The sequence below is a fragment of the Microcoleus sp. AT3-A2 genome (assembly GCF_036705685.1).
GTDB lineage: Bacteria > Cyanobacteriota > Cyanobacteriia > Cyanobacteriales > Microcoleaceae > Microcoleus.
In genome coordinates this window covers 107683-131801 of the sequence record NZ_JAUBVF010000010.1, presented here as the reverse complement: position 1 = coordinate 131801, position 24119 = coordinate 107683, and the positions used below count along the sequence as shown (strand labels likewise).

Sequence of the window (24119 nt, the reverse complement as noted above, 5' to 3'; positions counted from 1 at the left end):
TTAGTCGAGTTTTCTGCTAAAGTTCAAGTCCGCGCGCGATCGAAAAACTTCCTAAATTCTCAATCCCTATCTAAAAACTATGAAAAAAGCCCGCGAAACAGCACGCGAACTCGCACTCCTCGGCATCAGCCAACTGCCGACGAATCCAGAACTCTTAGAAGCCAAGAAACTGCAAGATGTTCTCCTCGCCGCCATCCGTACCCTGACAGCAGAAGTTCAAGAATCCCTAGAAGCAGCAGCATCCGAAGTGCAGCGGAGTAGCGACAAACTGCTTGCTAGCGAAATCCGTGCCGCCGATATACAAAGTGCTAGAACAATGGTACGGGAAGCAGTCGAACTCACCCAAACCGCCATCAACCGTCTCGGTTCAGCAATGGAGTTTCCAGAACTAATCCAGCTAGCCAACCAGCAAGATGTCCGCACCTATGCTTTGCAAATTCTGACGAAAGTCAGCGCCAACCGTGTTCAAATTGATGAATTGCTCTCGGAATCCCTTGTAGACTGGCAAATAGAACGGTTGCCCCGGATCGATCGAGATATCATGAGAATCGCGATCGCCGAAATGCTATATCTAGGCTTACCCGAACAAGTCAGCGTCAACGAAGCCGTCCAACTGGCAAAACGCTACAGCGGCGACGAAGGACATCGCTTCATCAACGGAGTCCTGCGCCGAGTAGTCGATAAAATCAACGCAGAAGTTGTTAGTCCCTAGTTCTTAGTCAGTAGTCCTTAGTCAGCAGTCATTGGTCATTAGTGATTGCCAATCCTCAATCGGCTCTACACTAGGGACTGAGGACTAATGACTAATAACTATTCTCTATTCCCCATCAACTATGGTATTTAATTGGTTTCGTCGCCAGTACAGCGAAAGCAAATCTTCAGAAACAGAGGCAACCCCCGAACAGCAGCAAGATGAGTCGGCAAAATCCGCACCGGTTGAGCCTCAAACAGATGCAACAGAGCAAGACTCTCCCGCTGTAGCCGAAGATTATCTCAACTGGGCAAAAGCTGCTTACAAAAATATTCAAAAACAGCAAAAACCAGAAACAGAAGTTTCCGAGACAGCAGCGCCGGATGTTCCAGCAGCCGAAGCAGAAATCGCGACGGTTGCAGAAGTTGCAGAACCGGCGACTATTGAAGCAACCGAGCCGATCGAACTTGAACCAGCACCCACAGCACCAACTGTTGCAGAAGTTCCAGAAGTTGCAGAACCCGCCGGACTTGAAGCAACCGAGGCGATGGAACTCGATGCAGCCAACCCAGCAGAAATTCCAGAAACTCTGCAACCCACAGCCGGGGCGATCGACATTGCACCTATTGCTCAAAAATTAGAAGTTACAGCAGAAAATATAGAAATTGCCGAACCTGCAACGGAGGTTGTAGAAACCGAATCACTCGTATCGGAGGGCGAATCAGCGGAAGCCCTGCCGTTTTGGGCCAGAGCTCAGGCCGATCGCATGGAGCGCATCGAACGCCTCAAAGAAACAGCCCTTGAAGAACCAGAAGTAATTGCAGCCGCCGCCGAGAGAGCGGCAATTATCGAAGAAATTCCCGGTTTCGCCTTTGACGAAGGCTTCCTGTGGTCCTCAGAAATCTTAGCCAGTCAAGGCCGCCGCCCAGACCAAGTATCCGTTGAAGAAATCACTTGGCTGCAAAAACTGCGGAAAGGCTTAGAAAGAACTCGCCGCAGCTTAATTAATCGACTCAAGGCGATCGTTGGTCAAGGCCCGCTCAATCAAGACGCGGTAGCCGAAATTGAGACTTTGCTCCTGCAAGCCGATGTCGGAGTCGCAGCCACCGACATCATTATCAGTCGCCTCCAAGAAAGACTCAAACAAGAAGTGCTGCCCCCAGAACAGGCTCTAGCCTACCTGAAAACCATCCTGCGCGACATTCTGGACGCTCCCTGTGCCGAAACCGCCGCCGGTAATCCCGCCTACAGCCTGACATTTGCCCCGGAAAAAGACACTTTTAACATCTGGTTAATCGTAGGAGTCAACGGTGCGGGCAAAACTACGACGATCGGCAAACTAGCCCACATTGCCCAAAAATCAGGCTACAAAACCCTGATTGCTGCCGCCGACACTTTCCGCGCCGCCGCCGTCGAACAGGTAAAAGTTTGGGGTTCCCGCAGTGGGGTCGAAATTATTGCCAACCCAGGGAAAAATACCGATCCGGCTGCTGTCGTGTTTGATGCGATCGCCGCTGCCAGCGCCCGCGGCACAGAACTGCTGATCGTAGACACCGCAGGCCGCCTGCAAAACAAAAAAAATCTGATGGACGAATTAAGTAAAATCCGTCGCATTGTAGACAAGAAAGCCCCAGGCGCTACCGTAGAATCTCTACTGGTCTTGGATGCCACACTGGGTCAAAATGGTTTGCGACAGGCAGAAGTGTTCGCAGAATCGGCCAAATTAAGTGGAGTAGTATTGACAAAACTTGACGGTTCTGCTAAAGGTGGTGTTGCCCTAGCAGTAGTGCAGCAGCTTGGTCTGCCAATCCGCTTTATTGGAGTCGGGGAAAGCATCGAAGACTTGCGCCCGTTTTCTAGTTACGAATTTGTGGAAGCCCTACTCGATTTTAGATTTTAGATTTTAGATTTTAGATTGATGAGGTATCTGCCAGCCGCCCCGATTTTTGGAGGCGGATACAGAGTTTCAAAATCTCAAATCGTTAACCTCAAACTACCATCGCAGGACTTGCGCCACCACGGGCGGCGAGTAAAACTAAATACCTAGAAACAATACCTTCCCCCTGTTCTTGCTGGGTTGCGTTCAAAGCGCCAGTAGTGTGTCAAATTTAGTATCAGTCTGCTGTCTGATTGCACATTCTTCCCGATCCCCCTTACCACGAATTTCTTGATGGTACCCGCCACGTGATTTATCCGTGGAATCAATCCAAAATCGAAAATCGAAAATCCTCAAGCCCCCGCATTTATCCGTGGGGTCGCCTCTAAAATCTAAAATCGATTGACCCTCCCTTTAAGAAGGGCGACAGCAACTGGTTAAAGTCCCCCTTCTTAAGGGAAGCCACTGCGGTCTTGGGGCCGCCCAAGTAAAGCAAGCGACGTGGATTTAGGGGATATAGACTCAGCTATAAACGAGATTGCTTAAGAATTTCAGACTTAAGTTGATACCAATGTCCTAGTACCCAACTTACTTGATCAAACCAAACTGCTTGCTCGAAAAAAAAACGGGTTTCTGTTCAAGTGGCCCGTAAGTCCTCAATCATTCCTCCTCCGTCTAAGATCGAAAATCACAAATTTACAATGACTGCTGTGCCTTTGCCTCGTCCCTCACCTCAACCTGCTGACCGCCCTTCGGGTCGCAATTCCACCGACGCGACGCCAGTATTTGCCCTCAAAGAACTGGTGGCGCGTTTGCACCGATATCAGCACAACGTTCAAGATATGTTGGGTTCGCTGGGATTTGCCCTGCGAAGTTTTAACAATCTCAACCAATTTTTGGAGTTGGTGCCTTTGGTGGCGACTCGCGTTACGGACGCCGATGGGGGAGCTTTAGTGCTGTTCAAACCCAACGGTCAAGTCAGGTTCCAGCAGTTGCATTGTCAGGAAGGACGGCAGTGCCAAGATATGCGAAAAGCGCTGGAAATAGCCACCAGGCAAGCTACAGCAGGTGTGGGCGCTACTGCTGGAACGTTTTCGGAAACCTCTGGGCAAACTTCTAGTCTAGACTTGCAAGTCGGTCGTTATTTGGGCCCGGATGTTCATTTGTTTGGGGCGCCAATTTTAGTCAACAATTTGGAACGCGGACGGCTTTATGTTTTTAGCAGTGATCCGCAATATCTCTGGACTCCCAGCAGACAGAAATTAGTTCGGTTGGTGGCGGATCAAACCGCTGTGGCTATTTGCAAAGACGAACTTACTGTTAAGTTGGCGGAAAAAGACCGCTTAGACAGAGAGTTAGAAATCGGGGCGGAAATTCAATTGCGGCTGCAACCCCGTAGTTGTCCGAAAATTCCCGGCCTTGACGTGGCCGCCCGCTGCCAAACTGCTAGCAGAGTCGGCGGAGATTATTATGATTTTATTCCCGCTGACTATGACCCGATCGGCAAGGAAAATGAGGGGGAACACCCCCCATCCCTAATTAAAAATCTCAAGTCCAAAATCGACAAGGGCCGCTGGAGCATTGTGATCGGCGACGTGATGGGCAAAGGAGTACCGGCTGGCCTGTTGATGACGATGACACGGGGTATGCTGCGGGCGGAGGTTTTGAACCGCCACTCGCCGTCGAGAATTTTGCAACATTTAAACCGGGTTATGCACGCGGATTTGGAAAATTCCCACCGTTTTGTGACTCTGTTTTATTCGGAGTATGACCCGAAAACTCGCGTTTTGTCTTACAGCAATGCTGCTCACCACCCGCCTTTGCTGTGGCAAGCTGCAACTAATACGATTCTTCAGCTCGATACTTTGGAGGGAATGTTAATTGGCCTGGATGCTGATTCGCATTACCAAGAAGCTCAAGTGCAATTGCAGCCAGGAGATACTATTATTTATTACACAGACGGATTTACCGATGCTTCTAATCAAAGGGGCGATCGCTTTGATGAGGATAATTTGACCTCGGCTTTTCAGTGGGCCTGTCAAAATTACCAGCAGTCTGAAGAAATTTTGGATTATTTGTTCGATCGCGTACACCAGTTTATCGGCATCGGCAATCGTAACGAAGATGACATGACACTGGTTGTACTGAGGGTAACACCTTTAGCAGGAGAAAATCACCATGATAGTTAATTTAATGCCGGAAATTACTGCTGGATTAACCAGTTCGATTAATTGGAACGATATCGCTCACGTGTTAGTTTTGAAATCTCATTTGAGTTCGACGGTGTTTTTGGCTCAAAGTTACGAAATTTTTACGAATTTCCAGAAAGCTTGGAACAATTTTGTTTCGACTGGTCAAATAGGAGCTTTTTTTATAGGTATTTTTGTGGGCTGGTTCTTTAAAGGCATTTTTCGTTAGAGTTATTGTCGAAGAAGGTATCGGTAACGGATTTGAAAGGTTTGTAGCCCAAACTTCACTTCTTTGTGATGCAGCAAAAGTTTCACAATTTTGTAGTCAAGACTTCAGTTTTTTCTGGTCAAAAGATGTATAAAAAGTTGTTAGTCAGGACTTGAGTTTTTTATTACAGAATTTGGGATGGAGGACTAAAGTGCTGACTACAAACCGGAGGAAAGACTAAAGTCTTTGCTACAAATCGGTTTTTATAGACTTCTGCAACAGAGATATAATCTAGTTTTAGCTTGAGCAATGACAACACAACAAAAAACTTGGAGTCAAAGATTTGAATCGGCGCTGCACCCGGCGATCGCCCGATTCAATGCTAGTATTGGCTTCGATATTGAATTGATTGAGTATGACTTGACTGGTTCTGTCGCTCACGCTAAAATGCTGGCCAAAACGGGGATTATTTCCGCAGCAGAAGGCGAACAGTTAGTCAATGGTTTGGAACAGATCCGCCGGGAATACCGCCAAGGACTTTTTGTTCCGGGAGTTGATGCAGAAGACGTTCACTTCGCTGTAGAGAAGCGGCTGACGGATATCGTGGGGGATGTTGGGAAAAAGTTGCACACCGCCCGATCGCGCAACGATCAAGCCGGCACTGATACTCGCTTGTATTTGCGCGATCGCATCGCCGAAATTCGCGAGCAATTACGGGAATTTCAAGGGGTTTTGCTCGATATTGCCGATCGTAATGTAGAAACTTTAATTCCCGGTTACACTCATTTGCAGCGCGCCCAGCCGATCAGTTTGGCTCATTACCTTTTAGCTTATTTTGAAATGACCGATCGCGATTGGGAACGTCTCGGCGATATCTGCAAGCGGGTGAATGTTTCGCCTTTGGGTTGTGGCGCGCTGGCGGGGACGACTTTCCCAATTGACCGACATTATACGGCAGAACTATTGCATTTTGACAAGGTTTATGCTAATAGCTTAGATGGAGTGAGCGATCGAGATTTCGCCATAGAATTTCTCGCTGCAGCCAGCTTGATTATGGTACACCTGAGCCGTTTGTCAGAAGAAATGATTTTGTGGTCTTCTCACGAATTTGGATTTATTACGCTCAAAGATAGCTGCGCTACTGGTTCTAGCATCATGCCCCAGAAAAAAAATCCCGACGTGCCGGAGTTGGTGCGGGGCAAAGCGGGGCGGGTGTTCGGTAACTTGCAAGCCTTGTTGGTAGTAGTGAAGGGACTTCCTTTGGCCTACAACAAAGATTTACAAGAAGATAAAGAGGCTTTGTTTGATACCGTAAGAACGGTACAGGGTTGCTTAGAAGCAATGACCATTTTGTTGCGCGAAGGAATCGAGTTTAATGGCGAGATCCTCGCTGCTGCTGTTACGGAAGACTTTTCTAACGCTACAGACGTAGCCGACTACTTGGCCTCGAAAGGTGTTCCCTTCCGGGAAGCTTACAACCTTGTCGGCAAAGTCGTCAAAACTTGCCTTTCGGGGGGCAAACTCCTCAAAGATTTGACACTTGAGGAGTGGAAAGACTTGCACCCAGCCTTTGAGACAGACATTTACAGCGCGATCGCACCTCAGCAAGTGGTGGCGGCTCGCAATAGTTACGGGGGTACCGGGTTTGAACAAGTGAGAAAATCACTTATCGCTGCGCGCGATCGGATCGCCTAAACATCGTTGAATTATTGGACAAATTCCCGCTGGCTATCTTTCCTTAGAACGATCGTGTTTTCCACTCTGGTTCTAAGTTCGGCAGATAGCCTGACTCAATTAATCTTCAGCAGCAGCCATGTCTTTGTCTCTGCCGCCACCGCTCATGGCGCCCATGCCACCGCCGTTACCGCCGTCAAATCGTCTTCTCTTGTTGGAGAACATATCTTGATTTCTCCGCTTGCGAAACTTGCGAGCGTATGCTTGATTTCGTTGTGCCTTTTCTTTCTTGAGATTGCGGCGCTTAGCCATTCTGACCTCACTAATAAACATTGACAGTCCCCGGGCTTTCACGCACGGGGATTCTTAAAGTTTGACACTCTGTGCACTCTTGGTGACTGAGATTCTTGGTTCAGCGAAGTCACTTGCTTGTGACAGGATTTCTCCAGCCAAAATATAGGTGTCTTCTCCCCAAGCGTAAATTCCGGTATGCCCTACCGTACTCGATCAGTTCTCTTTCTGTAGCTACGTTTTGTTCAAATTTAGCTTTCGTGACGCTCCCACAACAATCGCAAGCGATATGGTTTAGGCTTCTGAGTCCTGTTAAGGAGATCGAGAACTTCCTTCAAGGTACTCCAATCGTTTCCCTCTACGGCGTTTTAAAGTGAGGAACACGTCCAGCCCCACTTATATTATAAAAAGGAATTGGTTCGTCTCGTTGTCCACCCCTCCACGGCTCAAAGCTATGCTTATGAGATTATGAACGGGTGGAATCAGGAGTCTGACGAGCCTTTTATCCCACACTAACCTTTGATCGGTACAGTGTGGGGATTCCTGTCTGCCTAGCTAAACCGTAACACCGTTAGGTGAGACTACGCACTCAACTAATCCAGTTAAGTTTTTACGTTGGCTAGTTATACTCAATTTTAGACCGATGACGATCATAGCACACCCGGTACAAGACCCAGAAAAAAGAACACGGGGATTCAAGTCGCTGGGAATCTGGGTGCGATGGGACGCAATGTTGTCAATCTTGCAGAAGATTTCTATAAACTCTTGACAAAATACGACAAATGACTATAAATCCCGGTGACGTAGCACCTGTCTTCAGCCTGCCCGACGCGCAAGGCAATTTCGTCAGCCTTGCAGATTTTCGAGGGCGGCGAGTTGTACTTTACTTTTACCCTCGGGACAATACCCCAGGCTGTACCAAAGAAGCTTGCGGCTTTCGCGACATTTACTTACAGTACCAGTCGCGCAATATAGTAGTCCTCGGCGTCAGTACAGACGGGGCCGGGGCCCACGCCAAGTTTGCAGCTAAATATCAACTGCCTTTTCCCTTGCTGTGCGACTCAAACGCCGAAGTTGCTAGCGCCTACGGCTGTTACGGACTCAAAAAATTTATGGGAAAAGAATTTATGGGAATTACTCGATCGACTTTCGCGATCGACCCTGATGGTAGGATTGAAAAGGTTTATCGGAAAGTCAAACCAGAAACTCACGCAGCCGAGATATTAGCAGACTTGCCAGACCTCTCGCCTGAATGAAAAATTAAAAATTAAGACTTTTGAGCTGCCAGCTAAGAAACCTGAAATTACTTTCCCCTAAACAAGCTTTTGAGTTTATGCGTCGATTGTGGCAAATTGTACAAACTGTGCTGGGACTGATTTTTCGACATCCCGTCACTGGTACTGCGGTGATTCCCCTATTGCCTGACGGGCGAATTGTGTTAATTCGCCGCCGCGACAACGGTCGCTGGGCACTGCCGGGAGGTATGGTGGATTGGGGAGAGGATATTCCCACAACTGTGCGCCGGGAATTAGCGGAGGAAACAGGACTCGATTTAGTTAAAATCCGTCGCTTGGTGGGTGTTTATTCGGCTGCCGATCGAGATCCTCGCCTGCACTCGATTTGTATCGTGGTGGCAGCAGAGGTAGAGGGAAAAATGCAAGTTCAGGATACGCTTGAAGTCAGCGAGGTTGAGGCTTTTTTGCCCGCATCGCTGCCGGAGGGCGCGCTGAGCCACGATAACAACCAACACTTACAGGACTATTTTCAAGGCCTAACAACTTTGGCGTAAATCGGCGGGGCATCCAAATTCGATCAAAGTCGGAAATTACCTCGCCGTCAAAAATTTTCTGTATATAAATGTGGAATTAATTTTCACTGTTTTCCTACTTTTATTCACAAACTCTGAACATTAAATTAATCATCTTTTTATTACTAAATATTTAACCGGATGTACTCACCGCTACGTAATTCTCGGGTCAAACTCTCTGTAGGGCAAATCTTCTGGCACGAAGTCGGTCAAGGCCCGAATTTAGTATTTGTGCACGGTTCTTGGCACGACAGCAGTCAGTGGCTAAGGACGATCGAACATTTGAGCCCCTACTACCACTGCTTCGCACCGGATTTGCTGGGGTTTGGGGACTCGGAACGCCCGAATCTTCATTATTCGATCGACCTGGAAGTAGAATGTCTCGCCCAATACCTTGATACTTTGAAGTTGCGACAGGTTTATTTAATCGCTCACTCTGTGGGTGGCTGGGTGGCTACCAGCTACGCTATCAAATATCCCGATCGAGTTCAGGGTTTGGTGTTGTTGGCCCCAGAAGGCGTCAAGGTTGGCAACCGGCGGGGGCGGTGGCAGACGGCTAGCTGGCTGATCGGTCAACCTCCGCTGGCTTTGTGGTGGCTACGATCGATCTATCCAATTGCTAAGTTGCTGGGTAGCCAAAAAAAGATTGACGGATTGCTAAAGTTCAGACAGCAGTTGATGCAGTCCCCAGTTGCCGTGCAGTTGCTGTTCGGGCGGCGGCGGGCTGAAATTACAGCGGAATTAGTTGAGGAGAATTTGCCTTTGCTGAAAGCGCCTGTTTTGCTGTTGCAAGGTTCTGAAGATACTCCCGCAGCTTCGTCTTTGTGTCAATCCTATGCTGCTCTGGCTCCTAATGCCGAACTACAATTAGTCAGTCCGGGGGAAAGCAATTTGCCGCAGGAAGTCCCGGATGTTGTTGCTAACTATATTCGCGAGTTTGCTAGGTGAATTGGGAATTGGGAATTGGGAATTGGTCATTGGTCATTGGGAATTGGGAATTGGTCATTGGGCATTGGGCATCGGGCATTGGGCATTGGGCATTGGGCATCGGGCATTGGTAACAGTCAACAGTTAACAGTCAACAGTCAACAGTCAACAGCCAACAGTCAACAGTCAACAGTTAACAGGCTAATTCCCCAAAAAATAGCCTCTGGTGCGTCAATTAAGCCTGCGGCTGTATCAGGAAAGGCTGCTGTGAGGTATTTTAAAAGCATAGTGCGATCGCCCCCCGTGACCGCAATTTTGCTATCAGGAAACAAACCCCGCCAATCTTCAATAAAATCCCTAACTCCTGCCACCGTCGCATACACAACTCCGCTTTGAATTGCCCCAGCAGTGTCTTTCGCCCAGCGGTGCGGCAGATTTTGTGGTAAAGTGATTAAAGGTAATGCAGCGGTTTTTTTACCTAGCGACGATAACTGCAAACCCAAACCTGGTAAGATTGCGCCTCCAACTAAATACCTATTGACATCAGCCCCAGTAAATGTTAAAGCTGTACCAGCATCTATAAGTAAAACTGGCCAACCAAATTGGTTGCCAGCACCCAGTACAGCCAAAGCTCTGTCAATTCCCAGGGTAGGATAGACTCCCCCGATCGGCAACTGGTCTAAAGTAATAATTCGGACATCTGGATAACTCTGCCAAATTGCTGTTTGCTGGGGAACAACTGAAGCCAAAATTAGAGGCAGTGGCACGAAAGAAAGTGTGTGAGGATTAGAAAAAGCGGGAGTAGCAGGAAGACAAAGGAGATTTTGAGCAGATATTTCCTCGATCGACCTCATTACTATTTGCACCAAATATTCGGCTTTTTCCTGCTCCGAGAGCGAGGAAACAGTATCAGCATTGAGATGCTCTGTATCCCATGTTTTCTTCAGAGTTTTCCCCACAAATAATCCCCAGTGCAGTCGGGAATTGCCGATCGCCAAAGCTATTTTAATCTGGGCTTTACCTGTCAATCCAGACGTAATGTTATCGGTGCTTGCTGGCGAACTAAAATTGTCAGGAATTGAATTTTCCATGTTGATCGAGTCGGCGCAAACATTGAACTAAAGATAGATTTTAGATTAATTTTACGCTTAACCGGGCGGTTAACTCTATTTGACATCTGACCAAGTTCCATGCAGCGCACCAATTAGTATTGTGGGCGGCAGAGCGCATACTTGCTAAATATAAATATTTGTAAAGCAAATAATTGCTTTGCTCATGCTGCATCCTTTATAATGTCTTAAGATATTCCAAAAGTCCTGGTAGCTGCAATGGGGCTGTTGGCGGGGTAAGCACAGGTTTATAAAACCAGACTCAATCAAAATACTGTACAACTGCTAAGTAAATATGTCTTTAAAAATACAAGAACACGAAAACCCCTGGCACAGAGTAACTTCGCGGTTGCCTGAATCTGAAAACTGGATGCAAGAAGAAAGTCTTTCGCTGCCGGAAATAGACCAACAAAAAGCCCTAATCGTGCAGATGCAGCAGCAAGTTCAGTTATCAAACTTGCTGAACCAAATTAATAACGAAATTCGCAGTACACTTGACATAGAAGAAATTTTGACATCAGCCTGCAGATTGCTGGGGCAAGCGTTACAGTGCAGCCGCGTGAGCATTTTAGTCAAAGAATCAAATACAGAAAAAACTTTAGTCACGCGCGGAGAGTACAACGCGGGGGACTATCCGATCCAACTGGGAATGAAAGTACCGATGACTGACAACCCGCATTTGGCTGCCGTCGTGTCTCAGCAAGAGTCCCTAGCAGTGACGAAGTTTGTCGATTTTCCGGGATTGAACCCACAAACCAGAAAAATTGCCGAAGCTTTGGAGATTAAGTCAATGCTGGCAGTAGCTACTCGCTATCAAGGTGAAGTGAATGGCATAATTGGCTTGCATCAGTGCGATCGCGAACGGGAATGGACTGATTGGGAACGGCAGCTTTTAGAAGGGGTAGGATCGCAATTGGCGATCGCGATCAATCAAGCCAAACTCTACAGCAAAACCAGGCGTCAAGCCGAACGAGAATCGCTGCTACGGCTGATCGGCAACCAAATTCGCAGTACCCTGGATCTGGGAACTATCCTGGAAACAGCGGTGAGGGAAGTCCGCCAACTGTTGCAGTGCGATCGAGTAATTATCTATCAGTTTCAAGACAACTGGCAAGGAAAAGTTGTTGTTGAAAACATGACCGTTCCTTGGCCTTCAATTTTAGGAGACATGGGGGCTGATAAGTGTTTTCGGGGAGATTACGCCGATCTTTACCAGCAAGGGCGAGTCAAAGCAATTAATGATATTTTCAATGCCGGTTTAGAGCCTTGCCACGTTGATTTCTTAGACAGTTTGCAAGTAAAAGCTAACCTGATCGTGCCGATTGTTACATCCAGAAGCGAAGAAAGTTCACTCCATACAGCCGGAAGTTCTAATTTAAAATTTCCCGGTAAACTGTGGGGTTTGCTGATCGCTCACGAGTGTGGGGATACCCGCAATTGGCAGCGGCAAGAAATGGAGTTGTTGTCGCAGCTAGCCGACCAAATGGCGATCGCCATTCAGCAAGCAGAACTTTACAGTAAAGTCCGAGAAGCTGCGGTCAAATCTCAAGCTCAAACCCAGCAATTGCAAGCAGCGTTAGAAGAATTGCGATCGGCGCAGCAGCAATTGATTCAAAGCGAAAAAATGTCAGGTTTGGGGCAAATGGTAGCGGGAATTGCTCATGAAATTAACAACGCCAACAATTTCATCCACGCTAACTTGTTTCACGCTAAAGAATATTTTAAAGCCTTGAACGAAGCTCTACAACAGGCCGGAAATGCCTGCCCGGAAGCAGCAGAAGCAATTGTCAGAATCAATGAAGAACTAGAACTAGATTACATTCGAGAAGACTTTGGTAAAATGCTCAATTCAATGCGGGAAGGCAGCGGGAGGATTCGCTCTATCGTGATGACGCTGCGAAATTTTTCTCGTTTAGACCACGCTGAATTAAAACCAGTAGATTTGAATGAAGGTTTAGAAAGCAGTTTTTTGATGCTGCAAAATAAGCTAAAAACCCATATCAAAATAGACAAGCAATACGGCAGTTTGCCGCCCGTCCAATGTCATGCCAGTCAAATCAACCAAGTATTTTATAATTTGATAGACAATGCTTTAGATGCGCTCCAGTCAACGAGCAAACCGGGGGAATTAACTATTCGCAGTTGGCAAAGCGAGCCGGACTGGGTAACAATCTCTGTCCGCGACACGGGAACTGGCATTCCTGCGGAAATTCAAGACAAGATTTTTGACCCATTTTTTACTACTAAACCTGTGGGTAAAGGTACGGGTTTAGGGCTTTCAGTGTGCTATCAGGTAATTGTTCAAGCTCACGGTGGCAAGCTGAGTTGCGTCAGTCAGGTTGGCGAAGGAAGTGAGTTTATTGTAGAGTTGCCCCTGACAACTCAGAGGAGGGTAAGTGCATAATTCCTGCTTTAGTCAGATTAATGCCCAATGCCCAATTCCCCATGCCTAATTCCCCATGCCCGTGGATTTATAAGTAATTAACCCAGCTTGATATTAATTGTCAACTTGCTGCTGGTAGGCGTAATATACAGCCTCTAAAAAGAGATTAGCATCAACTTTTGTCGGCAGTTTTCCTAAACCAATAATTTCTTTAACCTGAGTAGCCAGTTGTTTGCTCAATTCATTTCTGGCATTAGGTATCATAGCTTCGCGCCGCTGCAAATACTCTCGAACTACAGCAAAATCTTCTGGCAGTAAGCGGGAGATATCGGTATCCATCAGCAATTTTTTTGCCAGGGATTGAGCCGATGTCGATACTTTCAATGCAGTAGTTGTCAGAGGTTGTTCTTCTTGAATTACCAGGGTGCCGGCTACCAAATCTCCTAAACGTTTTTCCCGCTGGCTGAACACTATAAAAAATACGCCTATAAAAAATAAGTCGTCAAAAGGCCGGATCAAAGCCCGCAGTGTTGATTGCTGAAGCCTGACTGGACGGCCGTCATCCCTAATTACTCGGATTTTGACACGACGCTTGCCTGGTGTTTGACCAGACCACACCGTTTCAAAAAATACAAAGTAACCTACATAAATGAAAAAACCAATTAATGCCTGAACTGCTATCAACCAGAGTTCTAAGCGATTGGTACTTCCTAGCAACTTTGCGATCGTCTCAAGCAACACTGAATTAAATATCAGCGCACCTAATAGAAACACTAATATCATCAAACCCAAAATGATATAGTCTATCAGCAATGCGTATGCTCGGTTGCCAATTCCCGCTAAGGTAAATTCGAGTTCTACACTTTCGGGAGTGTGGAGAGTGAAGCGATTAAAAAGTGGCATAAGTCGAAGGAAGAAGGAAGAAGGTTCGGCAACGAGCAATGTACGGGATGTAACGGATGTAAAGGATAGAAGGAAGAACGCAGAAGGCAGAGCTTAGGTTTAATTAGGTGGGCTTACTTTTCAAGAGAGAGTAAATTCGGTTAAGTTGGGCGTTTTTTCTTAAAAAAATTAATTTTTTTAAATACCAAATTTATTTAATCAATCTGGTATTGGGGCATTCATTTTTTGGTATTTGGCTTGTTTGAATCGCGTTTTTTATCGCGCATTTGCAAACCCAAACCTTCTTTGCGACTGCGGAGGTCATAGTAGATAATGGCTTTAATAGCTTGCCAAAAAGGAGTTACCAGTGCGCCAAAGCCAAAGCTCAGTCCCACAATCAAAATCCAATAAAATAAGAAGTATAGACTGGATTCTGGCCCGAAAAGTCTAAGTAAAACAATTTGAATGATCGCGGTAAGTACATTTGATACAATGTAAACCGGAAGAGAGACCAAAAAGGCAACAACAACTATCCACTGAATGCGTCCAACCGACCCCTTAGTTAACTCCCAACTGCGACTGATTGCTGAACTAGCACTCTGATTGTTCTCGATCGCCAGCGGCACCTCAACAATCAGCAAGCGAGAGAGAATTCGGATATATATAATTAAGAAAGCAATGACCCCAACGGCTACCAGCAAACCTCCAATAATTCTGCCATTTTGCCCAAAGATAGTAGCAGCCCCCACCCCCACAACTAACAGCCCGATCGCACATCCCAAGTAGACTCCAATGTAAATCAGAGATGTCAATACACCTGCCCAAAAAAAACGCCACATCCGAGGATTCACCTCACTGTTAGCATCACTGACAGTCTCAGGATTTTCCCTAACTTCACCGTAAGCCAGACGAGAAATGAGCCCTGAGATGGCAGAATATTTAGCCCAACCATAAATCGGAACTAATAACCACAGATAAGCTGTGAAAGCCAAACCAAAATATGACTTAAAATGGTCGCGGTAAATCCGCAAACTAGCGCTAACCACATTACCGACGCTCAAGGGGCCTGTTTGTCCAGAAGAACTAAGATTTTTTTTAGGCATGACTGGATGGGTATAGTTGTGTGAGGCGGAAAATTTACAACTATCTTAAGCTATATCTAATAGAACTTAGTGAAAACTTTATGAATATTAAACGTTGGATCGCGCGGCGGGAACCCAACTGGAAACGGTTGGACACTCTTTTACAGCAAGTGGAAAAAAAGGGACTAAAGTCCTTACCTGCGTCTGAAATCAGGGAATTAGCGAGTTTGTACCGTTCTGTTTCGGCGGATTTGGCTAGGGCGAGGACAAATGAAGTCGGTAATATTTTGTTACAAGATTTGCAAAGGTTAACTTCTCGTGGCTACACCCAAATTTACCAAGGTTCGCGCCGCCAAGATTGGGAAGCTATGGTGGAGTTTTGTCGCTGGGGTTTTCCGGCTACGGTACAGGAGACGTTTGGTTATACGGCGACTGCGACGGGTATTTTTTTAGTAATGGCGTTGATTGCTTGGTGGTTTGCTTGGCAAGATCCGACGTTTTTGTCCCTAGTAGTTCCTGGACATTTGATTAAAACGGTACGCGATGACGGGAAATTGTGGATGGGTTCAATTGTGGGAGTCGAACCTTTAGCTTCTAGCGGTATTATGACTAACAATCTATCCGTATGTTTTGCTGCTGTTGGGGGAGGAATAGTTGGCGGTCTTTACACTGTTTATATTATGGCATTTAATGGAGTGATCATCGGCGCGATCGCCAGTTTAGTAGCTCAGCATAATTTAGCTTACCCTTTTTGGGCTTTTGTATTTCCTCACGGTTCTCTGGAATTGCCAGCGATTTTTTTAGCTGGCGGCGCTGGTTTAATCATCGCCAGGGCAATTTTTTTTCCTGGCAAATATCGCCGTGCTGATGCCATGAAGTTTTACGGTACTCAAGCTGCACAATTGCTATTTGGGATTGTGCCGATGCTGGTAATTGCTGGTACAATCGAGGGTTTTTTCTCGCCAAATCCGGCAATTCCCGATCCGTTGAAGTATTTGGCTGGGATCGGGTTGTTTGCGCTGTTGGTGATGTATTGCAGTAAAAGGCGATCGGCTGAAGTTTCTAGATAATTTGGAGGTTGAAATCGGGGCGATCCCCCTAAATCCCCCTTCATAAGGGGGACTTTGAGGGCTTCCGGTTCCCCCGTTCTTAAGGGGTGCTAGGGGGCATCTAAATCTAACAGTCAAACAGCAGTCTGTGAATACATTTGACTTTAAATTGACCCAAATAGCACCTTACCTACCCATATCGAGCCAAATAATTAATTAAAATCATGACTCTTACTAACATCCGCTTTCCCAAAGAAAATCCTTTTTATCTAATCAAGGTTCGGCATATATTGGGATGGTGGTTTTTATTAAGTAGCGGTATTTACTTTCAGATAGCAATAATTAGCTCACGTGGGATGCTGTGTGATGGTACACAACCATTAGTTTATCAAATAGTTCCAGTTTATTTATCGATTTTGATACTGGGTTTAGTGTTGCGACAATGCAGGCTAGCGGGAATTGAAATTAAATATCTGGTTGGTAAAGTTCCCGATCGCTACCAATGGTTGCCCTTAGTATGTCTGGCGATCACTACCGTGTTTTTTTCCCTAAGTGTATTCCAAATTTTTTATTATTTTTTGTCTTTTATTGTACCTTTCTTTGTTCTAGAAATACTTAATGACGAAAGAAATAGCAGTATTTTAATTACAGCTTCAGAAACCTTTTCTCCTGCACTGTACTACTTAATTTTCGCTATAGGCTGTGCAATACAACCCATATTCTCTGCCTTTGTTTGGATAAGTATTATTCTACAAAGATGGGCTGTAAAATGGGGAAACATCCCAGCAATAATAGCTGTTTGTCTGCTGTATATAACTTTTGACTATCAGTATTTTATCTCTATAATTATTTCGTTCTTAATCCACATAATTTTGTATACAAAAAACCGTAGCTTACTTATAGTAATAATTTTTTCTGCCTGGGAAAGCCTTAGTTTTACAATGTGGAATTTAGTATTTGTTGGCAATCAAACAGGAAACGTTCTAGATGTATTTCGCTCTCAAATACAGCTAGGTGTCTTGTTTTTTGTTTTGTCAGCCCCTTGGGTAATCGGTTTCATCTATAAAAACTGGTTGGTTCTCAAAGGGCCTTTACCTTACTTGGCGAATGCTGCGGAAGCTGAGAAGATTAAAGCTGGTTCCGAGACTTAAGTTGCAGATATCTGTCAACCAATTGCTCGCTAATTTGATTGGCTGGTGCATCCAAAACCAAAACTCCTTTTTGTTTCAACTGTGCAAAAGCTACCTGACGCTGCGCTAGTAAATCTAAAGCGACAGCACGATTATAAGTAGGTGTAATTTCCACGGTGGAAGTGTGAGCGATTTTGTCAACTAGAGGGTCGCGCAAAGTTACGCAAAAAGGTAAATAACGAGGTGCTAAACGCGCTAAAGCGGAAAGCATTTCTGTAGAAGCTGTGACATCTACTAAATCAGTAATTAGCACTACTAATGCACGGCGAGTTTGTTGGCTTACTAATTTAGTTACAGCACCAACATAGTCTGGTTCTAACAAAACTGGCTGAATTGGCGCAAGGCGTTCAATTAATTTAGAATGTTGATGTTGACCGCGTTCCGGGGGTATCCAAGTGGTGATTTCTCGATCGAACACACCGACTCCCACGCGATCGCCCCGATTTAGTCCAGCCAAGGCTAAACACAGCGCTGCATTAACTCCCCAGTCAAAGCGCTTCAAACCCTGCACTCGCGCCGTCATCAGCCGTCCCCTGTCTAGTAAAATAATCAAAGTTTGCTCTTTTTCTGGTTCTAAAACTCTGACTAAAGGGCGCGATCGCCTCGCAGTAGCTTTCCAATCAATCAAGCGAGGATCGTCACCAATACCATATTCCCGCAGTTCGGCAAATTCAGTTCCCATGCCGAGTTTTCGTAACCCACGCATTGTGCCGCTATTTTCCAATGTTAGCCGAATAGAGAGTTCTTTCAACATCACTAAATCGGGATACACGGCAACTTTTTCACTAGCAGGTATTGTCCAGTCGTGCCATGCTAAACCCCAGTTTCCCAACTGCCGCACTTGAATGTCTCCCCACTTATATTCTCCGCGATTTGACGGGCGGATTGTATAAGTTAATTCCTCATCGCTGTTAGGATTGAGGTCTGCTTCCAGCATCTGTTGAGAAACATCAAACTCTAGCGGATAGGAGTCGCGCAGGCTAATTTTAGCTGCTTGATTTGCAGATCGCACTGACAGTAAAACCGGATTGTCTCGCCCAATCGAAAGTCTGTGCAACGGATGGCGTGTCACTTGCACCCGATGAGATTTTACGCGCAGTGCGTCGGTAATGGCTAGACCTAAAATTAAACAGTCAAATAGCAAAGTGCCGATAATACTTGTCTGCTGATTTACCAGCATAGCCAGCAAAAGGGCGATCGGAATGGCGATCGCTAACAGGAAATAAAGGCGAATAGCAGGAATCATTACAATTTCTGATTAAGATACTGGTGTACACAATTCAACGAGAGTTCCGTCTGGACATCTAACATAGGAAATAATCTGACCCCAAGGTTTTTGGAGAGGTGCTTTTAACTCTAATGCACCTGCTGCGATCGCTTGTTGATGAGCCATTTCTACTGAATCAGTGGTAAGTGCTATTTCAATACCCAAAGGTTTATCCGATGAATCAGCCGAAATATAACCATTTGGGAAATTTGACGCGCCTAAAGAATGTGTAGCAAAAGATAAAGTTGTTTCCCCAGTGTCAAGTTCACCATAATCTCCTGATTCATCAATGAACTTCTTTTTTAACCCAAAAGCCATTTCAAAAAAAGTCAATGAACTTAGTACGTCAGCAACGTAAATAATTGTATATCCGAATTTCATTTGCTTTCTCCCTTTACATGATTTGCAAGTAGTTTACGTCGTTCGCCAGTATACCTCCACCAAGGCTTAGCTGGTTCGCCATTGAGGAATCTTTTGACAGAAATGAGAGCGTCAAGTACACATGGATCGTGGCGATGTCCCATGACATTAGCAAGTTCGTGAAAGACTTCTAATGGCGATCGCGTTTTAAGTTGATCGGGTTGCTCAATACCAATGCTTCGCAAATCCGCACTCATTGATTTCCCAATGTTTGGCAGGTCTTCAAGCTTCTTGACTTCGTTTAGAGACTTCTTCATACTTCTGGTGTGGTATTTTTGAGATCAATTCCTACAATACTTGCGTAATAAAGATTTTTTGTCATGAATTCGATTCCTCCAAACGAAAGGTAAACATAACACAATCGCTCGGTGTTTCTGGATTACCAACAGCCGAATATAGATTCATCGCTGCTGTATTTTCGCGATCGGTCAACACCCAAGCTTCTGTACAACCAAACTCACGAGCGACCTCAAATACTGCATTCATCAAACGCTTCCCCAAACCTTGCCGACGATGAGTTTCTGCTACGCTAACCTCGTTAATCCACAGTTCGGGATGTGCCTTGTCGGGATGAACATAATGAACTGCTGAGACAAAGCCGACAACTCGATCGTCATCGATTGCAACAGCCAGATGGTGGCGCGAGTCTGTCAAAAATTCTTCAGTACGTGGGATATCGATCGAGTTGTCAAAGACATCGGGATCGACATTCTTGAGAATATTTACATCATTACGATCCAGAATTTTGATTGCAATGGTCATAGTTATATTTCTGTTTACCTCGGTACAGCAACTTGTTTTAATACCGAAGCAATTACCGAATCAATTTGCAAACCATCTAACAGCGATTCGGGTTTGAGAATCAGACGGTGACGCAAAAGTGGCAGTGCGATCGCCTTGACATCATCAGGAGTAGTATAATCCCTGCCGGCTAGCCAAGCGTGAGCTTTACTACTTTGCAACCAAGCTACTGCCGATCGCGGAGAAGCACCCAATGCCAAATCGGGATGTTTTCGCGTATTGTGTACCAAAGCTAGCACGTAATCGAGCACTTTCTCTTCTACTTTGACTGTTTGTACTGCTTGACGGGCGCTAATTATTTGCTCTACCGTTGCTAAAGACTTAATCCGAGCTAAATCGAGGCGTTTAGCGCGAAATCCTGCCTCTGCGTTCAGTAACATTTGCTTTTCGGCGGCTGCATCGGGATAATCAACCACCAGTTTAAATAAAAATCGGTCTAACTGAGCTTCTGGTAGCGGATAAGTGCCTTCAAATTCTAAGGAATTTTGAGTGGCGATCGTCCAAAATAATTCTGGCAGAGCTAAAGTCTCACCGTCTAACGTTACCTGCTGTTCTTCCATTGCTTCTAGCAGTGCTGACTGGGTTTTCGGAGGCGTGCGATTAATTTCATCCGCCAGCAAAACTTCAGTAAACACTGGTCCTTTTTTTAGGGTAAAACTCTGGCTTTCAAAATCAAAAATATTCGTTCCCAAGATATCCGACGGCAAAATATCCGGCGTTAGTTGAATGCGACGAAAATCTGCTTGAATCAATTGGGCGATCGCTTTTACAAGTAGAGTTTTCCCGGTTCCAGGGACTCCCTCAATAATCACGTGGCCGCCGCTCAAAAGTGCCACTAGCAAGTGCTGTACAGTGGAAGATTGACCCACAACTATTTTGTCGAGGGCTTGGCTGAGGCGTTTGAAAATCGAGTTTGTTTCGCTCATTTTAGATTTTTCCTGCCAGAGGGGAGATGTTGACGGATCTGCTGCCATTTACCCAACCAGGCTAGCAAATCAGAATCGCTGATTCGGCGTTTATGAGATGGCGAGGGCAGAATTTCTGACAATTCTGCCGCTTTTCGCCCTGTTTGCTCAACCCAAGCATTTGTTAGGGTGTCACTTTCCAGTGAGGTCTGTCCCAATAATAATGCTTTTTGTAGTTGTAACTGTTCTTCTTTCCCGATAATTTCTATCGCAAAATCAGTGCTGTTTGCTTTTTGCAAAACACCTGCTAATGCTTGAATGTAAGCTTCGCTGTTGTCAATCGGCGGCGCTGATATAGTTACAGGCTGTCCAAACCTGTTCCACCCGGCAAAAATAGCAACGAGTAAAATAACTGTACCCTGTATCAAAACGGGAAATAGAGGAGTTTTGGCTAAATAAGTGAATAAATTTCCCTCGTATTCGCGTTCAATAAGTTCGGCATCTTTGTAGCCGTGAATGTATTCATCTACCCAGACTTTATTGAGGAGTTTACTCGTTTGCTGGCTTTGCGGGTTGCTCGAATTTTGGATTAATTTCACTGCTAGAGCCTGCTGGGTTCCCTCTATTTCTTGTTCTCTACCTTCTTGAGTAACCAGCCCTGCTAAAAATTCATAATTACCTGGAAAATCCTGATAAGCATTAGCAGCTAAATGGGAGGTGCTGGCAAAATAAACTGTACCCTTTCCCATTGTTTTTTTCCAAACTATTGCCCCAAATTGATCCTCTAAGATTTGTTTTTTATCGCTGGGATATCTCCGCCCAGTGTCAATCTTGATTGCCCCGGATGAAGCTGGGTGAAAACTACTAAAAGGTGCTGGTGTTACTGGTGCGCGAACTCCCAAAAATACCAAAATATTGCCCTCTTCCACCCACCTTTTCTCGGTCTCAGGCACAACTTCTGGTATTAAGCTACTATAGATACGTAAAAGTGTACTAGGCGGTTTGGCATCTTGGTTTTTAGCAAAGTCTTCAAAAGGTTTTTGCCAACGCTGAACCTCGGTTCCCCGTTTTGACATAAAAGCATACCATGCTCCGTAGCCGTCCGGCGCTCTATTATAAGTAGAACCGCTGTTGACTTTGTTGTTAGCAGGAGCAAAGAACAGGGTAACGATCGTTATTGCAGTAATGGCGATCGCTCCCAACAACCATAACCTACGCTTTGACAAGTTCATCGCTCGTTAAGTAAGTAAGTAAGTAAGTAAGTACAAATAAATATAACATGAGGGCGGGTTTTGAATGGATCAACTCACTCCTCATATAGAACCCATTTGAGATATTTTAGCGATCGTCAATCACATTACGGCTCACTAATAAACTTGGTTTTTTACCATCGCATTTTTAAGGAAGTCAGATTTACAGCATATTCCATGTAAATGTAGATCGCGAAAAACCGAATTTCGAGCAACAGAATCAGTAATGATGCGGGAACTGTAAAGGAACCAGGTTTCTGGGGTGTATTTCATAAACGAATACGCTGTAACTTACGCCCGAACCTCAATTTTCAGGAATTCCCAACAGGGTTCTGCTTAGAAATATAAATTTAGAAGTATTTATACTCACGTTTTGTCAATCCAGATTTACTTTTGTCCGCAGAACCAGGTGTACGCTGCCCGTTGGGGGGTGCGGAATGTGGGATTTAAGCTCTCCTCTACAGATGTGGAAAACCCACTCTTTAGAGGGATGAAAAAATTATCGGAAAATCTTCCGGATCGAAGTTATTGATGATGAAAGTAAAGAATAAGCATCTGTATAAGTAGTTGCAAGTAATAATTACACTCAACATTTAATCACGCAGGGGCAATAAAGGCTTCAACTGCTTATTGGGCAAGCATTTTGGCAGCCTAAGCGTTTTTACTTGATTTACCTGCACGTACTTCACGTACTTAATGACGAAATTTTTCTTGCTGTGACCGATCGCTACAAGAAAGCCCAACCTCTGCTTTTCAGTCACTTCTAATCTTTAATTATTCATCATCAAAGGAGAAGCTATGGCTACTTCAATCAATGGTTCTTTGGGTCAAGACACTAATTACAGCAGCATTAGTGACCTGATCGCACAATGGCCTACTGCCGCCCAGAATCAAGGCATCCAACTGTCTGGGATAGCTTTTGATAGCTTTGAAACGAACTACACTAACCCTACTCCCATCAGCAACCTCACGTTAGCAACAAACGAAACCCCTAAAAGCGGGTTGAGCTACGGCGGTACCGGTGGTATTGGTGTCATAGGCTCTTATAGTGGTTGGTTTACCGATGTCAATAAATTGCGGGCGGAAATCAACTATGACCCCAACACCAATCTATCTCAAGCGCTGAAGGTGAAATGGGCAGATAACAAAGACATCACTAGCGCCACGATCGGCCTCAGTGGATTACTTCCCAAATCAAGTTCTACTACAGTGAACGATCAAGGTAATGAAGTTGGTTTGCTGAAACTCTTTAATAATGGGACGGAGGTATCGGCCAGCAATTTTACGATCGCTCGCGTCAACGCTCCTACCCCTCAAAAACTGATCGGTGTGTCTTCAGATGGAGTGACTTTCATTGGCGATAGTGCCGATGGCAATTACACATTCGAGATACAAGCAAATTCCACTAGCGTCGCTTTTGACGAACTGCGGTTCTCCGCCAAAGCCTACGATAGCCCCAGCACCAGTGCCTCCTTAAGCGATAGTTCCGACTACCTAGTGCGGAGTATTCAATATCAAGGCATTGATGTGACGCCAACGCCAACGCCAACGCCGACGCCGACGCCGACTCCTACATCTCCAAGTATCTTCCAGTTCCAGCAACCAAATTACACGGTGGCTGAAGGCGGCGTGGCGACGATTAACGTTACTCGCACCGGTGGCACGGAGGCCACATCGATTAACTACTCTACTCTTGACGGTTCGGCAAGTTCAACAGGCAGTGCACCTGATTACACTGGAACGTCGGCGGGAGTGTTGAATTTTGCTGCGGGGCAAACTACCGCTAGTTTCACCGTGACGGCTTTGAGTGATTTGACATTGGAATCGCCCGAAACGGTGAATTTGGTGCTCTTCGGTGGCAATGTCGGCAGTAGTCCGTCAATTTTGACGATTAATGATGTGGCGACAACTGGGACGACGCCGACGCCGACTCCGACGGCGACAACTCCAAGTATCTTCCAGTTCGCCCAACCAAATTACACGGTGGCTGAAGGCGGCGTGGCGACGATTGACGTTACTCGCACCGGTGACACGGCGGCTGCATCGATTAACTACTCTACTCTTGACGGTTCGGCAAGTTCAACAGGCAGTGCACCTGATTACACTGGAACGTCGGCG

The 24119-nt window shown here is 45.7% G+C and carries 24 protein-coding genes; 13 read left to right on the top strand and 11 right to left on the bottom strand.

The genetic code is table 11. The features are described 5' to 3' along the window. Window positions 1–79: 79 nt before the first annotated feature. From nusB to argH, 5 genes are all read left to right on the top strand, one after another. Window positions 80–712 carry a transcription antitermination factor NusB gene (gene nusB, locus QUB37_RS09090; protein ID WP_333161122.1) on the top strand — a complete coding sequence of 211 codons (633 nt, stop codon included), beginning with the start codon at window positions 80–82 and terminating at the stop codon, window positions 710–712. A 121-nt stretch (window positions 713–833) separates the two neighbouring features. Further along, the gene (gene ftsY, locus QUB37_RS09085) at window positions 834–2591 is read left to right on the top strand and encodes a signal recognition particle-docking protein FtsY (RefSeq protein WP_333161120.1); all 1758 of its coding nucleotides are present in this window, start codon (window positions 834–836) and stop codon (window positions 2589–2591) included. A 677-nt stretch (window positions 2592–3268) separates the two neighbouring features. Next, window positions 3269–4756 carry a PP2C family protein-serine/threonine phosphatase gene (locus tag QUB37_RS09080; protein WP_333161118.1) on the top strand — a complete coding sequence of 496 codons (1488 nt, stop codon included), beginning with the start codon at window positions 3269–3271 and terminating at the stop codon, window positions 4754–4756. Beyond that, a complete protein-coding gene (locus QUB37_RS09075; RefSeq protein WP_333161116.1) occupies window positions 4746–4985 on the top strand; it encodes a hypothetical protein in 240 nt (79 codons plus the stop codon). Before QUB37_RS09080 ends, QUB37_RS09075 begins: the two co-directional genes overlap by 11 nt. 288 nt (window positions 4986–5273) lie before the next feature. Further along, on the top strand, window positions 5274–6659 hold the full coding sequence (gene argH / locus QUB37_RS09070; protein ID WP_333161114.1) for an argininosuccinate lyase: 1386 nt from the start codon (window positions 5274–5276) through the stop codon (window positions 6657–6659). A gap of 99 nt (window positions 6660–6758) precedes the next feature. Here argH and QUB37_RS09065 read toward each other — a convergent pair whose 3' ends face one another. Beyond that, on the bottom strand, window positions 6759–6950 hold the full coding sequence (locus QUB37_RS09065; RefSeq protein ID WP_190738786.1) for a hypothetical protein: 192 nt from the start codon (window positions 6948–6950) through the stop codon (window positions 6759–6761). A 761-nt stretch (window positions 6951–7711) separates the two neighbouring features. On the opposite strand from QUB37_RS09065, the gene bcp reads away from it, so the two are divergent. From bcp to QUB37_RS09045, 4 genes are all read left to right on the top strand, one after another. Then, window positions 7712–8185, top strand: coding sequence for a thioredoxin-dependent thiol peroxidase (bcp, locus tag QUB37_RS09060; RefSeq protein WP_333161112.1), 474 nt, complete (start codon window positions 7712–7714; stop codon window positions 8183–8185). A 77-nt stretch (window positions 8186–8262) separates the two neighbouring features. Then, complete coding sequence (locus QUB37_RS09055) at window positions 8263–8718, top strand: NUDIX hydrolase (protein WP_333161110.1); 456 nt, start codon at window positions 8263–8265, stop codon at window positions 8716–8718. Between the two features lie 159 nt (window positions 8719–8877). Further along, window positions 8878–9684, top strand: coding sequence for an alpha/beta hydrolase (locus tag QUB37_RS09050; protein ID WP_333161109.1), 807 nt, complete (start codon window positions 8878–8880; stop codon window positions 9682–9684). Then, window positions 9647–9811, top strand: a complete 165-nt coding sequence (locus QUB37_RS09045; protein WP_333161107.1) for a hypothetical protein — start codon at window positions 9647–9649, stop codon at window positions 9809–9811. Before QUB37_RS09050 ends, QUB37_RS09045 begins: the two co-directional genes overlap by 38 nt. A gap of 31 nt (window positions 9812–9842) precedes the next feature. Here QUB37_RS09045 and QUB37_RS09040 read toward each other — a convergent pair whose 3' ends face one another. Then, window positions 9843–10754, bottom strand: coding sequence for a pantothenate kinase (locus QUB37_RS09040; RefSeq protein WP_333161105.1), 912 nt, complete (start codon window positions 10752–10754; stop codon window positions 9843–9845). A 313-nt stretch (window positions 10755–11067) separates the two neighbouring features. On the opposite strand from QUB37_RS09040, the gene QUB37_RS09035 reads away from it, so the two are divergent. Further along, a complete protein-coding gene (locus QUB37_RS09035; RefSeq protein WP_333161102.1) occupies window positions 11068–13176 on the top strand; it encodes a GAF domain-containing protein in 2109 nt (702 codons plus the stop codon). A gap of 93 nt (window positions 13177–13269) precedes the next feature. Here the strand turns inward: QUB37_RS09035 and QUB37_RS09030 are convergent, their stop codons facing one another. Further along, window positions 13270–14058, bottom strand: a complete 789-nt coding sequence (locus tag QUB37_RS09030; protein ID WP_333161100.1) for an RDD family protein — start codon at window positions 14056–14058, stop codon at window positions 13270–13272. Between the two features lie 218 nt (window positions 14059–14276). Beyond that, window positions 14277–15140, bottom strand: coding sequence for a glycerophosphoryl diester phosphodiesterase membrane domain-containing protein (locus tag QUB37_RS09025; RefSeq protein WP_333161097.1), 864 nt, complete (start codon window positions 15138–15140; stop codon window positions 14277–14279). 80 nt (window positions 15141–15220) lie between these two features. Here QUB37_RS09025 and QUB37_RS09020 point away from each other — a divergent pair, with 80 nt between their 5' ends. Beyond that, window positions 15221–16189, top strand: a complete 969-nt coding sequence (locus QUB37_RS09020; RefSeq protein WP_333161095.1) for a stage II sporulation protein M — start codon at window positions 15221–15223, stop codon at window positions 16187–16189. Window positions 16190–16392: 203 nt separating this feature from the next. Continuing rightward, a complete protein-coding gene (locus tag QUB37_RS09015) occupies window positions 16393–17319 on the top strand; it encodes a hypothetical protein (protein WP_333161093.1) in 927 nt (308 codons plus the stop codon). Here QUB37_RS09015 and QUB37_RS09010 read toward each other — a convergent pair. The 7 genes from QUB37_RS09010 to QUB37_RS08980 all read right to left on the bottom strand — a co-directional run bounded on the left by QUB37_RS09010 (window position 17297) and on the right by QUB37_RS08980 (window position 22762). After that, window positions 17297–18604: a DUF58 domain-containing protein gene (locus QUB37_RS09010; protein ID WP_333161091.1), complete on the bottom strand. Its 1308-nt coding sequence runs from the start codon at window positions 18602–18604 to the stop codon at window positions 17297–17299. The genes QUB37_RS09015 and QUB37_RS09010 overlap by 23 nt on opposite strands. A gap of 12 nt (window positions 18605–18616) precedes the next feature. After that, window positions 18617–19006 (bottom strand): VOC family protein, encoded by a 390-nt coding sequence (locus QUB37_RS09005; protein WP_333161089.1) that lies wholly within the window; start codon window positions 19004–19006, stop codon window positions 18617–18619. Then, complete coding sequence (locus QUB37_RS09000; RefSeq protein WP_333037263.1) at window positions 19003–19302, bottom strand: helix-hairpin-helix domain-containing protein; 300 nt, start codon at window positions 19300–19302, stop codon at window positions 19003–19005. The genes QUB37_RS09005 and QUB37_RS09000 overlap by 4 nt, the downstream gene beginning before the upstream one ends. A 61-nt stretch (window positions 19303–19363) precedes the next feature. Beyond that, the gene (locus QUB37_RS08995) at window positions 19364–19807 is read right to left on the bottom strand and encodes a GNAT family N-acetyltransferase (RefSeq protein ID WP_333161087.1); all 444 of its coding nucleotides are present in this window, start codon (window positions 19805–19807) and stop codon (window positions 19364–19366) included. 14 nt (window positions 19808–19821) lie between these two features. Next, on the bottom strand, window positions 19822–20772 hold the full coding sequence (locus QUB37_RS08990; RefSeq protein ID WP_333161085.1) for a MoxR family ATPase: 951 nt from the start codon (window positions 20770–20772) through the stop codon (window positions 19822–19824). Further along, entirely contained in the window at window positions 20769–21983 is a 1215-nt protein-coding gene (locus QUB37_RS08985) for a DUF4350 domain-containing protein (RefSeq protein ID WP_333161083.1), read from the bottom strand. The genes QUB37_RS08990 and QUB37_RS08985 overlap by 4 nt, the downstream gene beginning before the upstream one ends. 611 nt (window positions 21984–22594) lie before the next feature. Further along, complete coding sequence (locus QUB37_RS08980; protein WP_333161081.1) at window positions 22595–22762, bottom strand: hypothetical protein; 168 nt, start codon at window positions 22760–22762, stop codon at window positions 22595–22597. A 37-nt stretch (window positions 22763–22799) separates the two neighbouring features. On the opposite strand from QUB37_RS08980, the gene QUB37_RS08975 reads away from it, so the two are divergent. Next, window positions 22800–24119 (top strand): Calx-beta domain-containing protein (locus tag QUB37_RS08975; protein ID WP_333161079.1); only part of this gene is annotated, 1320 nt, incomplete at its 3' end.

Excerpts from the sequence above, each read along its gene's own strand:
- QUB37_RS09040 (WP_333161105.1), bottom strand. The coding sequence starts at position 10,754 with ATGGAAAATTCAATTCCTGACAATTTTAGTTCGCCAGCAAGCACCGAT.
- QUB37_RS09035 (WP_333161102.1), top strand. The coding sequence starts at position 11,068 with ATGTCTTTAAAAATACAAGAACACGAAAACCCCTGGCACAGAGTAACT.
- QUB37_RS09075 (WP_333161116.1), top strand. The coding sequence starts at position 4,746 with ATGATAGTTAATTTAATGCCGGAAATTACTGCTGGATTAACCAGTTCG.
- bcp (WP_333161112.1), top strand. The coding sequence starts at position 7,712 with ATGACTATAAATCCCGGTGACGTAGCACCTGTCTTCAGCCTGCCCGAC.
- QUB37_RS09030 (WP_333161100.1), bottom strand. The coding sequence starts at position 14,058 with ATGCCACTTTTTAATCGCTTCACTCTCCACACTCCCGAAAGTGTAGAA.
- ftsY (WP_333161120.1), top strand. The coding sequence starts at position 834 with ATGGTATTTAATTGGTTTCGTCGCCAGTACAGCGAAAGCAAATCTTCA.
- QUB37_RS09015 (WP_333161093.1), top strand. The coding sequence starts at position 16,393 with ATGACTCTTACTAACATCCGCTTTCCCAAAGAAAATCCTTTTTATCTA.
- QUB37_RS09005 (WP_333161089.1), bottom strand. The coding sequence starts at position 19,006 with ATGAAATTCGGATATACAATTATTTACGTTGCTGACGTACTAAGTTCA.
- QUB37_RS09050 (WP_333161109.1), top strand. The coding sequence starts at position 8,878 with ATGTACTCACCGCTACGTAATTCTCGGGTCAAACTCTCTGTAGGGCAA.
- QUB37_RS08985 (WP_333161083.1), bottom strand. The coding sequence starts at position 21,983 with ATGAACTTGTCAAAGCGTAGGTTATGGTTGTTGGGAGCGATCGCCATT.
- QUB37_RS09080 (WP_333161118.1), top strand. The coding sequence starts at position 3,269 with ATGACTGCTGTGCCTTTGCCTCGTCCCTCACCTCAACCTGCTGACCGC.
- QUB37_RS09025 (WP_333161097.1), bottom strand. The coding sequence starts at position 15,140 with ATGCCTAAAAAAAATCTTAGTTCTTCTGGACAAACAGGCCCCTTGAGC.
- QUB37_RS09000 (WP_333037263.1), bottom strand. The coding sequence starts at position 19,302 with ATGAAGAAGTCTCTAAACGAAGTCAAGAAGCTTGAAGACCTGCCAAAC.
- QUB37_RS08990 (WP_333161085.1), bottom strand. The coding sequence starts at position 20,772 with ATGAGCGAAACAAACTCGATTTTCAAACGCCTCAGCCAAGCCCTCGAC.
- QUB37_RS09010 (WP_333161091.1), bottom strand. The coding sequence starts at position 18,604 with ATGATTCCTGCTATTCGCCTTTATTTCCTGTTAGCGATCGCCATTCCG.
- QUB37_RS09055 (WP_333161110.1), top strand. The coding sequence starts at position 8,263 with ATGCGTCGATTGTGGCAAATTGTACAAACTGTGCTGGGACTGATTTTT.
- QUB37_RS09020 (WP_333161095.1), top strand. The coding sequence starts at position 15,221 with ATGAATATTAAACGTTGGATCGCGCGGCGGGAACCCAACTGGAAACGG.
- nusB (WP_333161122.1), top strand. The coding sequence starts at position 80 with ATGAAAAAAGCCCGCGAAACAGCACGCGAACTCGCACTCCTCGGCATC.
- argH (WP_333161114.1), top strand. The coding sequence starts at position 5,274 with ATGACAACACAACAAAAAACTTGGAGTCAAAGATTTGAATCGGCGCTG.
- QUB37_RS08995 (WP_333161087.1), bottom strand. The coding sequence starts at position 19,807 with ATGACCATTGCAATCAAAATTCTGGATCGTAATGATGTAAATATTCTC.
- QUB37_RS09045 (WP_333161107.1), top strand. The coding sequence starts at position 9,647 with ATGTTGTTGCTAACTATATTCGCGAGTTTGCTAGGTGAATTGGGAATT.
- QUB37_RS09065 (WP_190738786.1), bottom strand. The coding sequence starts at position 6,950 with ATGGCTAAGCGCCGCAATCTCAAGAAAGAAAAGGCACAACGAAATCAA.